The following is an 11,488-nucleotide window of genomic DNA, read 5'->3' on the forward strand; positions in this document are numbered from 1 at the left end:
GGGCTGACCTTGAGCACCGTAGGATGCCTTGACGATCATCAACGGCGAGGTTGCGCCCGCCGAAGAGGCGGCCGCGCTGGGCGCGTAACCTACGCGCCCGTTATCACCAGGGCCACGCTGTGGCCGCCAAAACCGAAGGCATTCACCAACCCTGCCGGGGCAAATCCCGGCGGAAGCCGGTGGGTGCCTTCGGTGACCACGTTAAGGTCGACTTCGGGGTCCTTCGCCTCCACGTTCAGCGTTCCCGGCACCTGGCCGGTCCGCAGGGCTTCGATGACCACGACGGCGGCAAGCGCACCGGCGCCGCCCAGCAAGTGGCCGGTGTGCCCCTTGGTGGAGGTGACCGGCACATCGGCGCCGAAAACGGCGTTGATGGCCTGGCCTTCAAGCCGGTCGCCAACGGGAGTGGAGGTGGCATGCGCATGGACGAACCCGATGTCCTGCGGCAGCATGCCCGCAGAGTCCAGCGCCTTCTGCATGACCCGCCGCTGCATGGCCGGGTCCGCGGCCACGATGTCGTTGGCGTCGGAGGTCACGGCGCCGCCGGCAACGGCACCCAGCACGGTGGCACCGCGCGCCCGTGCGTGTGCCTCGCTCTCCAGCACCACCACAGCGGCGCCTTCGGCCAGCACAAAGCCGTCCCTGCCGCCGTCGAACGGGCGGGAGGCGCGCTGCGGATCGCCGGTGCGCGTGGACAGGGCACGGATCTGCGAAAAGCCGCTGATCACGAGGTCGTTCACCGAGGCGTCCACCCCGCCGGCAATCACGACGTCGGCCGCACCCGCGCGGATCATTTCGGCGGCCTGGACAATCGCCTCAGCCCCGGACGCGCAGGCGCTGACGGGGGTCCGGGCGCCACCACGGGCACCAAGGTCGATGGACACCCAGGCGGCGGGGCCGTTGACCATCAGCCGGGTGAGGGTGTGCGGGGACACCTTGCGCGGGCCGGACCGGCCCAGCGCGCGGTCCTGCTCGATGGTGGAGCCGAGGCCGCCATAGGCAGAGCCGATCACCACGGCGAACCGCTCGGGGTCCACGTCCGGGGCACCGGCCTGCGTCCAGGCTTCCCGCGCCGCGACCAGGGCCAGCTGGCCGCAGCGGTCCATCCGCTTCATTTCACGGGTGCCCAGGTGCTCCGAAAGGTCCGCCGCGACCTGCCCCGCGATCCTGACCGGCAACTGTTCCGCCCAGTCCTGGGTCAGCTCCGCAATCCCGGAGCGCCCGTCCAGCAGGGCCTCCCAGGTCTCCTTGACGGTGGACCCGAGCGGGTTGATGGTTCCGGCGCCGGTGACCAGGACGCGTGGTTGTACAGGCATGTCAGGCAACGGAGCCGCCCTACTTCGCCGGGTTGTGCGTGCCGATGGGCACGAGCGTCAGGTCTGGATGGTTCTTCTCGATCCGCCGCAGCGCCCAGACGTCGTTGAACAAAGCGAGGTATTCGCCGTCGGACCGCAGGAGCACCTCCGCGCCGGGTACGTTGGCCAGGGCAGGCATGGCGTCCGCCGTCGAAATCCTGGCCAGGGAGTACGGCAGGCGCTCCAGGCGCATGGGGGCGCTGAAGTCGTGGGCCATGCGGTCCTCCACCACCTCGAACTGCATGGGTCCGACGGCGGCGAGCACCGGCGCCTGGTCGCCGCGGAGGTCGGAGCGGAGCAGCTGGATGACGCCCTCATGCTCGAGCTGTTCGATGCCGCGGCGGAACTGCTTGAACTTGCTGGGATCCTTGGACCGCGCCACCTGGAAGTGTTCCGGGGCGAACAGCGGGATGGCCGGGTATTCCACCGCTTCCTCGAGGAACAGGCTGTCGCCCACCCGCAGCGAGGAAGCGTTGACCAGGCCAACCACGTCCCCGGGGTAGGCCTCGTCGATTACCTCGCGTTCGCGGCCAAAGACCTGCTGCGCGTACTTGGTGGCGAAGGATTTGCCGGTGCGGGTCTGGGTGACCACCATGCCGCGTTCGAAGACGCCGGAGCAGACGCGGATGAAGGCCACATGGTCGCGGTGCGCCTTGTTCATGCCGGCCTGGACCTTGAACACGAAGCCGGAGAACGGTGCTTCCACCGCGCGGGGGTTGCCGTCGATGTCCGGCCGGGGAGCTGCGGGCGGGGCGAAGTCCACCAGGGCGTCCAGCAGTTCCTTGACGCCGAAGTTGAGTGCGGCCGAGCTGAACAGGATGGGGGTGGCCTTGCCGGCGTGGAAGGCGTCAACGTCGAACTCGAGGTTGGACTCGATGACCAGCCCGGCCTCGTCCACGGCGTCGGACCAGTTGCTGCCCTGGTTTTCGGCGGCTTCCTCGGGAGTGAAGTACTCCGTGATGGCGATCTGCGCGCCGGCGTTGTTGCGCTGGAACCGGGCGAAGCGGTCGTTGCGGAGGTCCCAGACGCCGCGGAAATCGCCCGAGATGCCCACGGCCCAGGTCAGCGGCATGGGCTGCAGGCCGGTGCGTTCGGTGATTTCATCCATCAGCGCCAAGGCATCCAGGCCTGGCCGGTCCCACTTGTTGATCACGGTGATGATGGGCAGGTTGCGCTGCTTGCAGACCTCGAAGAGCTTCATGGTCTGGGTTTCCAGGCCCTTGGCGGCGTCCACCAGCATCACGGCGCAGTCGACGGCGGCGAGCACGCGGTAGGTGTCCTCGGAGAAGTCGGCGTGGCCGGGGGTGTCCAGCAGGTTGATGACGGTATCCCGGTAGGAGAACTGCAGTGCCGCAGAGCTGATGGAGATACCGCGGTCCTTTTCCATCTGCATCCAGTCCGAGACCGTTTCCCTGCGGTTGGCCTTGCCGCTGGAGGCGCCGGCCGTGCCGATCACCTTTGCGTGCAGGGCCAGGGCTTCGGTGAGCGTGGACTTGCCGGCGTCCGGGTGGGAAATGACGGCGAAGGTCCTGCGGCGGCCTGCTTCCTTGTGAATCTCGGAGATCCGGGCGGGGGTCAGGACATCTTGGGACACGGTGCTACTTTCGCTGCGGTTGTGGCTGCCCAGGGGCCTGTCGGGTAGTGCGCTGCGGCTCGAGGGCGGGGAATGTCATTGGCAAGCGGCCAAAGTACAAGTTTATCGCAGGGCCGCAAACGGGAGCCGTTCCGCTTAACGAGTGCGAAACCGGGCGTTCAAGGCCACGAAATGCGTACCGGCTAGCTTGGCCGGATGATGCACGCTCCCACCTTCTCCGGCAACCTCTTCTTCGATCCGCTGGCAACAAACCTCGGCAACAACCTCGCGGCAGGCCTGGCCACCGCCGGAACTGCCGACCCGGCTCCCGCCAGGCACCCCGGGGCGGCGCGGAAGCGCGGGATCCAGTCGGCCGCCGAACACAAGGCGCTGCGGGCAGCTTCCCTCTCCAAAGTCAGCCGTGATCTGGAGCGGATGCTCAGGGAGCGTAAACGCTGAAGTTCCCGCCATCGTGCCGCGGGAACGGCATGATGTGTTCATGCGCAGCATCGAGCTGGTCTTCGATGACCCCACCGATTCCCTGGTCAGGGCCGACTGGGCACGGCTTGCGGCCGCCGGCCTCCCCAGCCTGGCGGCGCACACCTCGCCCAGCAACAGCCCGCACATCACCCTGGCGGCAGGCGCAGAGCTGGAGGCCGGTCCGGATGGGCCCTGGGACCAGCTGCCCCTGGACGTGACGTTCTCCGGGGCGATCATTTTCCCTGCGGGTACGGGGAAGTACGTCCTGGCCCGGTCGGTCCTGCTGGATCCCGCCCTGCTGGACCTGCACCGTGCGCTGCACCGGGAGGTGTCCGGGGCGCTTCCGCTGACGCGTCCGGGAGCCTGGACGCCGCACGTCACCATTGCCCGCCGCATCGCCGGACCTCAACTCGGAACAGCGATGGACCTGCTGGACCTGCGGGTCGAGGGCCGGTGCACCGGTGCCAGGCTCTGGGACGGGAGCACAAGGACCGTGACGCCCCTGGCCAACGGATCCTCCTGAGCAGGGCCTGGGCCCGGTCCCAACGGGCGGGAAAATGCCCTCCCGGGCGCGGCCCCAACGGGGACTTTCCCAGGTGTTCCGCGCACCCCCTAATGAGGCACTTTGGGGCTTGCCCGTGCGGAAGTGGCGTTTCTTACCCCTATCATTGAGCTTGCGGGAATCAGCGCACTTTTTGATCCTGCCGGCCAACTGCGGATGCCGGCATTCCCGCGGCCGGCGGTCCGCACCTTTGAAGGGAAACACCTATGGCGCGGAGCCCCGAAGAATCCCTGCGGGCCACTCTGGGCAGGGTGGCCCCCGGAACGCCCCTCCGCGACGGCCTGGAACGCATCCTCCGCGGGCGTACCGGTGCGCTGATCGTCCTGGGCTCCGACCGGACCATTGACTCCATCTGCTCCGGCGGCTTCGATATCGGCATCGAATTCTCCCCCACCCGGCTGCGCGAGCTGGCCAAGATGGACGGCGCCATCATCTGCGACAAGGACGCCGGCAACATCCTGCGGGCAGCCGTCCAGCTGGTCCCGGACTCAAGCATTGAGACGCAGGAATCCGGTACCCGCCACCGCACGGCGGAGCGGGTGGCCAAGCAAACCGGCGTCCCCGTGATCTCAGTGAGCCAGTCAATGCAGATCATCGCCCTCTACGTCAACGGTCTCCGGCACGTCCTGGAGGGTTCCGAAAACGTCCTGGCCCGCGCCAACCAGGCCCTTGCCACCCTTGAGCGCTACCGCGCCCGGCTGGACCAGGTCACCAGTTCCCTCTCGGCCCTGGAAATCGAGGCCATGGTGACGGTCCGGGATGTAGCTGTGACCTTGCAGCGGCAGGAGATGGTCCGCCGCATCTCCGAGGAAATCTCCCAGTATGTCCTGGAACTCGGTGAGGACGGCAGGCTTCTGTCCCTCCAACTCGACGAGCTCACCGTGGGCCGGGGCCCCGGCAGCGACGTGATCATCCGCGACTACGCCAGCCCCAACGCCTCCGCGGAGGACATCGAGAAGGCCGTCAGCGAACTGGTGAACCTGGGGCCTACGGAATTGATCGACCTGGGCAAGATTTCGGCGATCGTGGGATTCGCCGGCGGCGAGGCCAACCTCGATGCCGTCGTGCAGCCGCGCGGCTACCGGCTGCTGTCCGGCCTGAAGGCAGTTCCCAAGGCCGTGGCCGACCGCCTGGTGGACCATTTCGGCGGCCTGCAGTTCCTGATGGCCGCCACCATTGATGACCTGATGACCGTGGACGGCATCGGTGACCAGCGCGCCCGCACCGTCCGCGAGGGCCTCAGCCGGATGGCCGAAGCCAGCCTCCTGGACCGTTTCCTCTGATCCCCAACCCGGCACCGGTGCTCAGCCATCGATGCAAGGGGGAGCCTCAGTTCAGTTGGAACACGGCCTTCGGGCTGGCCCGCGAGCCCAGTTTCGCGGTGAAGATGTAGTACGCCCCGCCACCGCCGGGTGCTGCCGAGACGGGCTTGCAGCCATCGGCGCTGCGGTTCCGGCCCCACGGGAAGTTGGCTGTTTCGCTGGCGCCCGGGGCAATGACCTTCTCCAGGTCCTCGCTTGACGCCTGGCAGTCCTTGGAGGAGAAGATCCGGTCCGAGCCGCTGGTCACCAGGAACTCCATTTGCGAGGTTCCGATGTTCACTTCGCAAGGCACGGTTCCGCCGTTGGTGACCTTCAGCGTAAGCATCGGGTTTTCTCCCGCGCCGTAGGAGGCCTTGTCCGTGGAGGCAGTCACCGTCACCAGGTTCTGGTTGCATGTGGGTGTGGCCGCGGCAGTGGGCGACGGCGCGGTGGAAGGCGTCGCGGGCGGGGCGGCGGACGGCGTCGGGGAAGCCGCCGGATCAGCGGCGGAAGGTTGGGTGGACGAAGCCTGCTGGGAGCCGCCCTTGAAGGCAGCGGCCAAGGCGAAGCCGCCCACCACCAGGGCGATCACCAGGAGCAGGGCGCCGCCGGCTACCAGCCGGCGGCGACGGTACACGGCCGGGCCCGGCTTCCGGACGGTGCTGGAACCGGATGCCGTGCCGCGTGCTGATGAATTGCCTTGCCTGCCCATCCTCCTAGGCTAGGGAACGCCCCAGGTTCTGCACCGCCACCACGCCGCCGGGCCGCCATCGCTCTGGTCACAACCGGTTTTCAGCGGGCCCGAAGCGATCAACTACAGTGTTGGGATCGACACTCAAACCACCTCCACCACCCCGGCCATGCGTGGCCCGGAGGACCTGCAGCTGCTCCATCACCGGATCAACGGCTGGTTCGCCGGCATCGCCCGAGACCTCCCCTGGCGTGAGCCTGACTGCTCCCCCTGGGGCGTGCTGGTCAGCGAGATCATGCTGCAGCAGACCCCCGTGGTGCGGGTGCTTCCCGTCTGGCACGAGTGGCTCAAGCGCTGGCCCACTCCGGCCGGCCTGGCCGGCGAACCGGCGGGCGAAGCCGTGCGGTCCTGGGGCCGGCTTGGCTACCCCAGGCGGGCACTCCGGCTGCACGCCGCGGCCACGGCAATCGTGCAGGACCATGGCGGCAAGGTCCCGGACACCTATGCGGACCTGTTGGCGCTTCCCGGGGTGGGCAGCTATACGGCGGCGGCGGTGGCCGCCTTCGCATACGGCCGCCGGGAAACCGTGGTGGATACCAACATCCGCCGGGTGCACGCCCGGCTGGTCTCCGGCGTCGCCCTTCCGGCCCCCGCGCTGACCGCGGCCGAGATGCGCCTGGCCACGGCACTGCTGCCGGACGACGACGACACCTCCGTGCGCTGGAACGCTGCGGTCATGGAGCTGGGGGCGCTGGTGTGCACGGCCCGGGCACCCAAGTGCGCCGCGTGCCCGGTGAAGGACTCCTGCGCCTGGCTCGCCGCGGGTGAGCCGCCGCCGTCGTACGTGCCCAAAGGCCAGGCCTGGCACGGCACCGACCGGCAGGTCCGCGGCGCCGTGCTGGCCGTCCTGCGGCTGGCCGATGCGCCCGTGCCGCCGGAGATGTTCCAGCGCGAGCCCGCCGATCTCGGCTTCGCCCCGGAAGGCGTCGGCGTACCGCTCGCCGCCCTCCACCGGCTCAACTCCGCGCCCGAGCAGCTGGAACGGGCGCTGGCCGGGTTGCTCGCGGACGGCCTGGCAGAGATGCACGGCGGCGGTTACCGGCTCCCGGCCTGACGGGGCCGGCACGCAGGACCGGGATGGCATACTTCTTGGTGACCGGAACCGGGGGAAGCCATGAAGATCGTTCTGTACATCGTGTGGGCACTGTTCGTTGCCGCCGCCATCGTCGCGCTGGTGCGCGCCGTACGCAAAACCAGGCAGCAGGACCAACTGACCGCGGCCTGGCCCAAGACGCAGGCCACCGTGACCGGCAGTACCACCGGCTGGACCAGCGGCGCGGGCGGCTCCAGCCGGAACCTCCGCTACTACCCCACTTACCAGTTCACGGACACGCAGGGCACCCTCTTTATGGGCAAGTCCGAAGTCTCCCTGGCCGGGCAGCCCGTCCCGGGATCCTTCGTGGAGGTGGCGTACAACCCGGCGAACCCCAACGAGTCGTTCCAGGTCTCCTCGTCGTCCCGTGCCGCCCTCGGGTGCCTGATCCCGTTCTTCGCCGTCTTTGCCATCGCCCTGTTCTGGTTCATCGGAATTTTCCCGCTCGGCTGAAGGCGTGGCGCGTAACGATGTTGCCGCCAATCCTGCAGGCACCGCTCCGCGATGCCCCTTGCGGACGTAGCCTGAAATCATGGGCAGGCCCGGGCTCCTCTTGGCATTGATCACCGCAGTGGTGTCCCTTCCGGCGTGCGGACCCGTCCCTGGCGCCTGCCCGATGATCGCGCAGGCCACGGCCGTCTCGGTCACGGTCAGCGCCGACTACGCTGCGCACGTCAGCAGGCTGCATCTTCGCGCCTGCCAGGACGGTTCGTGCAAGGAGGGGGACCTCGAACTGCGGCCCGGCAGCGCATCCATTGACCCCGGGTGCGCTGGTGAGTTCTGTTCGGCCACGGCGTCGCCCGACGGCACTTTGGTGGGGATACTCATGCTGGATACCCTGACGGAATCACCCATGGCCATCACGGCCTCCGGCGCCGCCGCGGACGGGTCCACATTGCCCGTACGGACCCTCGAATTCCACCCGCCGGCGGCATATCCCTTCGGGAAGCAATGCGGCAAGGTGGTGTCGGCATCGGTCACGCTGGACAGCTCGGGGCTGCACCCGCGGGCCTGAGCTGGGGCTAGAAGAGTGCCGGCTGGCTGAAGGGTTCCCCTGCCGGGGTTCCGGGCGCCGCACCGCTGTCCACCGGTTCAGCGCTCCATTCGAACCCAAGTTCCGCGAGCAGCTCCTCGACGGATATCTGGCCGTCCAGCACTTCGATATCAGGGGAGTTCTCTGCAGGCGGCCGTTCCATGGCATCGAGCTTATTGCCAGGAAAGCGCGCAGGCCTCCGGAACACACCGCAGAGCCCTGGATTGGAACGTCACGGCTCACCGAAGCCGGACTGCACCAGGGCGCCCACGTAGCTGACGGCCCGTTCGGCGTCCGCGCCCCAGGCCTCCACATGCAGGACCGACCCCTTGCCGGCGCCGAGGGTCATCAGGCCCGTCATGGAGGCGCCGTCCACGCCGTTGATGGTTACTTCCGCGTCGAGGGAAGACAGGCCGCCTGCCATTTTCGCGGCAGGCCGCGCATGCATGCCGGCCTGGTTTACCAGTTCGAAGTCGCCCGTGCAGTCCGGCGGCGTGCCGGCGCCCGGCCCCTCGCCGGCGGCCTCCACGGAACCCGGCTCCAGCTGGCGGGCCGGTCCCAATGCCGCCTCCGCTGCACGCTTGACTGCCCGCGCGTCCGCCCCGCCCTGCGCGGCCACGGCTGCGGCCACCAGGCCCTCCACCAGGGGTGCATCTGCAAGCAGGACGCCCTCGGGATCGCCAAGGAACTCGAGAGCCGATTCGGCGGTCATCACGGCCGACCCCAGGTCCGTGAGGATCACGGTCCCGTCCCCGCCGGCGCCCTCCAGGGCGGCGAGGACCTTTTCCAGGCTGGTACCGATCCTGCCGTCGTCGGTGCCCCCGGCAGCGAGGAGCACCACGTCAGGTGCCATCTGGGCGGCAAGTTCTATGGCGCCGTCGGCAATCTTTGCGCTGTGGGACACCACCACGATGCTTACGGTCACGCAGCAGCCCCGACTGCCGCGCGCAGGATCAGTGCGCTGGAGACGGCGCCGGGGTCCCGGTGGCCGGCGCTGCGTTCACCCAGGTAGCTGGCGCGGCCCTTGCGGGCAATGAGCGGATCGGTGGCAACGGCACCGGCTTCGGCAGCTTCCGCCGCCGCCAAGAGGACGCCAAGGAGGTCCGCGCTGCCGCCATCCGCGGCGGCCCGGGCAGCGTCAACCGCAGGTGTCCACGCGTCCACCATCGTCTTGTCCCCGGTTTCCGCTTTCCCGCGGGCCACGATCCCGTCCCGGGCGGCTGCCAGAGCATCGGCCCAGGTGGAGGGATCGATCTCGGCAGCATCACCCACCGCCGTGGCGGCACGCAGGAACGCGGTGCCGTAGAGGGGGCCGGCAGCGCCGCCAACCTTGGACATAAGGGTCATTGCCGTCATCTTCAAGGCCGCGCCGGGCGTCTCGGGCGTGGATTCGCCGAGCTTGGCCAGGACTGCCTGGAAGCCGCGGTCCATGTTCTCGCCGTGGTCCGAGTCCCCGATGGCCCGGTCCAGTTCGATCAGTTCCACCCGGTGCTCCGCCATGGCCTGCGCGCAGAGGGTCAGCCATTTCACGGCCCAGTTCGCATCCAGCCCCATGGCTACAGGCCCCAGCGCAGGGCAGCGGTGTGGACGGGGGCGTCCCACAGTTCCGTGAGCTCGTCATCGAGCCGGAGCACCGAGATGGAGCAGCCCTGCATTTCCAGCGCGGTGATGTAGTTGCCCACCAGTGAGCGCTCCACCGTGGCGCCGGCATCGGAGAGCACCTGCACGGCCCGCCGGTACACGATGTAGAGCTCGCTCAGCGGGGTGCCGCCCATACCGTTGACGAACAGCAGTACCTTGTCCCCGGCGCTGATGTCCAGGTCGGCAAGGACGGGTTCCAGCAGGCGGTTGGTGATGCTGTCTGCGTTTTCCATCGGGATTTTGTGCCGGCCGGGTTCGCCGTGGATGCCGATGCCGATTTCGATCTCGTCGTCGGCAAGGTCGAAGCTCGGGGTGCCGGCGTGTGGAACGGTGCAGGCGGACAGCGCAACGCCCATGGTCCGGACGTTGGCATTGACTTTCTCGCCGACGGCGGCCACGGCGTCGAGGTCGTCGCCGCGTTCTGCTGCGGCCCCGGCGATCTTTTCCACCAGGACCGTGCCGCCCACACCGCGCCTGCCGGCCGTGTAGAGCGAGTCCTCCACTGCGACGTCGTCGTTGACCAGGACGGTGCGGACGCTGACGCCTTCGGCCTCAGCGAGCTCGGCCGCGGTCTCGAAGTTCAGGACGTCGCCGGTGTAGTTCTTCACGATGTGCACCACCCCGGCTCCGGAGTTGACGGCCAGGGTGGCCGGAAGGATCTGGTCCGGCGTGGGTGAGGTGAACACGGCCCCGGGCACGGCGGCGTCGAGCATTCCTTTCCCCACATAGCCGGCGTGCAGCGGCTCGTGGCCGCTGCCTCCGCCGGAAACCAGCCCCACCTTGCCGGCCACGGGCGCATCCTTGCGCGTGATGTAGGTGGGGTCTTCGCTGACCGTGACGAGTTCGGCGTAGGCCAGGCCAAACCCCTGGACGGCTTCCTCGACGACGGATTTGGGATCGTTGATGAGTTTCTTCATGGCGGTGCTCCTGGCTGCGCTCCTGGAGGATGTGTTTTTCGACCCTACTACCGGGGTCACCGCCGGCGGTAGGTTCGTCCGTCCCGGTTTTCCCAGGACAGCTGCCCCGGACGCAGCAAAGGGACAGCCCCCAATGACTGTCCCTTTGCTGAGGCCCCCCATATCCCGGCCACGAATAGTTTATCCATCAATTCGAATAACGCAAGGACGGGTCATTGCTTCCCTGCAAAGTCGCCGTTCAGAGGATGCGGATCATCCGGGTGTTGCCCAGGGTGTTCGGCTTGACGCGGGCCAGGTCCAGGAATTCCGCAACGCCTTCGTCGTGGGAGCGCAGGAGCTCCGAGTACACCTCGGGGTCCACGGCGGACTGGTCGGCCATCACTTCGAATCCGTGGCGCTTGAAGAAGTCCACCTCGAACGTAAGGCAGAAGACCCGGGCCACGCCAAGGGCCCGGGCTTCCTCCAACAGGTTCTCCACCAGGACGTGCCCCACCCCTTTGCCCCGCCATTGCCCGGAGGCCGCGAGGGTGCGGATTTCGGCAAGGTCCTCCCACATGACGTGCAGCGCCCCGCAGCCGATCACTTCCCCATCGCTGGACTCGGCGATCCGGAACTCCTGGAGGCTTTCGTAATAGGCCACCGTCTCCTTCGCCATCAGGATGCGTTCCTCGGCCAGGGGTGCCACCAGCTTCTTGATGGCCGGGACGTCGCTGGTTCGTGCAGGACGGATGTGGAAAGAGTCAGTCACAAAGCCATCCTACGAGGTCGGGGTGGCCGGGAAT

Annotated in this window: 14 protein-coding genes; 6 read left to right on the top strand and 8 right to left on the bottom strand. The window is 68.2% G+C overall.

From position 1 onward, the window contains the following. Nucleotides 1-89: 89 nt before the first annotated feature. A complete protein-coding gene (locus ACFVVC_RS16660) occupies nucleotides 90-1,316 on the bottom strand; it encodes a beta-ketoacyl-[acyl-carrier-protein] synthase family protein (RefSeq protein WP_387455637.1) in 1,227 nt (408 codons plus the stop codon). A 19-nt stretch (nucleotides 1,317-1,335) separates the two neighbouring features. Next, complete coding sequence (locus ACFVVC_RS16665; protein ID WP_285246791.1) at nucleotides 1,336-2,949, bottom strand: peptide chain release factor 3; 1,614 nt, start codon at nucleotides 2,947-2,949, stop codon at nucleotides 1,336-1,338. Nucleotides 2,950-3,144: 195 nt separating this feature from the next. On the opposite strand from ACFVVC_RS16665, the gene ACFVVC_RS16670 reads away from it, so the two are divergent. The 3 genes from ACFVVC_RS16670 (at nucleotide 3,145) to disA (ending at nucleotide 5,253) form a co-directional block, all read left to right on the top strand. Beyond that, a complete protein-coding gene (locus ACFVVC_RS16670; RefSeq protein ID WP_387455641.1) occupies nucleotides 3,145-3,387 on the top strand; it encodes a hypothetical protein in 243 nt (80 codons plus the stop codon). Between the two features lie 40 nt (nucleotides 3,388-3,427). Further along, nucleotides 3,428-3,931: a 2'-5' RNA ligase family protein gene (locus tag ACFVVC_RS16675; protein ID WP_387455644.1), complete on the top strand. Its 504-nt coding sequence runs from the start codon at nucleotides 3,428-3,430 to the stop codon at nucleotides 3,929-3,931. A gap of 245 nt (nucleotides 3,932-4,176) precedes the next feature. Then, a complete protein-coding gene (disA, locus tag ACFVVC_RS16680) occupies nucleotides 4,177-5,253 on the top strand; it encodes a DNA integrity scanning diadenylate cyclase DisA (RefSeq protein ID WP_018763186.1) in 1,077 nt (358 codons plus the stop codon). 46 nt (nucleotides 5,254-5,299) lie between these two features. Here disA and ACFVVC_RS16685 read toward each other — a convergent pair whose 3' ends face one another. Beyond that, on the bottom strand, nucleotides 5,300-5,983 hold the full coding sequence (locus ACFVVC_RS16685) for a hypothetical protein (protein ID WP_387455648.1): 684 nt from the start codon (nucleotides 5,981-5,983) through the stop codon (nucleotides 5,300-5,302). A 148-nt stretch (nucleotides 5,984-6,131) separates the two neighbouring features. Here ACFVVC_RS16685 and ACFVVC_RS16690 point away from each other — a divergent pair, with 148 nt between their 5' ends. The 3 genes from ACFVVC_RS16690 to ACFVVC_RS16700 all read left to right on the top strand — a co-directional run bounded on the left by ACFVVC_RS16690 (nucleotide 6,132) and on the right by ACFVVC_RS16700 (nucleotide 8,130). After that, a complete protein-coding gene (locus tag ACFVVC_RS16690; protein WP_387455651.1) occupies nucleotides 6,132-7,076 on the top strand; it encodes an A/G-specific adenine glycosylase in 945 nt (314 codons plus the stop codon). A gap of 60 nt (nucleotides 7,077-7,136) precedes the next feature. After that, complete coding sequence (locus tag ACFVVC_RS16695; RefSeq protein ID WP_387455653.1) at nucleotides 7,137-7,568, top strand: DUF3592 domain-containing protein; 432 nt, start codon at nucleotides 7,137-7,139, stop codon at nucleotides 7,566-7,568. Between the two features lie 79 nt (nucleotides 7,569-7,647). After that, nucleotides 7,648-8,130 (top strand): hypothetical protein, encoded by a 483-nt coding sequence (locus ACFVVC_RS16700; protein ID WP_387455656.1) that lies wholly within the window; start codon nucleotides 7,648-7,650, stop codon nucleotides 8,128-8,130. A gap of 7 nt (nucleotides 8,131-8,137) precedes the next feature. Here the strand turns inward: ACFVVC_RS16700 and ACFVVC_RS16705 are convergent, their stop codons facing one another. The 5 genes from ACFVVC_RS16705 to ACFVVC_RS16725 form a co-directional block, all read right to left on the bottom strand. Further along, nucleotides 8,138-8,311 (bottom strand): hypothetical protein, encoded by a 174-nt coding sequence (locus ACFVVC_RS16705; RefSeq protein ID WP_387455659.1) that lies wholly within the window; start codon nucleotides 8,309-8,311, stop codon nucleotides 8,138-8,140. 69 nt (nucleotides 8,312-8,380) lie between these two features. Next, nucleotides 8,381-9,073 (bottom strand): dihydroxyacetone kinase phosphoryl donor subunit DhaM, encoded by a 693-nt coding sequence (gene dhaM, locus ACFVVC_RS16710; protein WP_387455662.1) that lies wholly within the window; start codon nucleotides 9,071-9,073, stop codon nucleotides 8,381-8,383. Next, complete coding sequence (gene dhaL, locus ACFVVC_RS16715) at nucleotides 9,070-9,702, bottom strand: dihydroxyacetone kinase subunit DhaL (RefSeq protein WP_387455665.1); 633 nt, start codon at nucleotides 9,700-9,702, stop codon at nucleotides 9,070-9,072. Before dhaL ends, dhaM begins: the two co-directional genes overlap by 4 nt. A gap of 2 nt (nucleotides 9,703-9,704) precedes the next feature. Then, nucleotides 9,705-10,706 carry a dihydroxyacetone kinase subunit DhaK gene (dhaK, locus tag ACFVVC_RS16720; RefSeq protein ID WP_387455668.1) on the bottom strand — a complete coding sequence of 334 codons (1,002 nt, stop codon included), beginning with the start codon at nucleotides 10,704-10,706 and terminating at the stop codon, nucleotides 9,705-9,707. Nucleotides 10,707-10,944: 238 nt separating this feature from the next. Continuing rightward, complete coding sequence (locus tag ACFVVC_RS16725) at nucleotides 10,945-11,454, bottom strand: amino-acid N-acetyltransferase (protein WP_387455671.1); 510 nt, start codon at nucleotides 11,452-11,454, stop codon at nucleotides 10,945-10,947. Between the last annotated feature and the right edge of the window lie 34 nt (nucleotides 11,455-11,488).

The sequence above is a fragment of the Pseudarthrobacter sp. NPDC058196 genome (assembly GCF_042882685.1).
GTDB lineage: Bacteria > Actinomycetota > Actinomycetes > Actinomycetales > Micrococcaceae > Arthrobacter.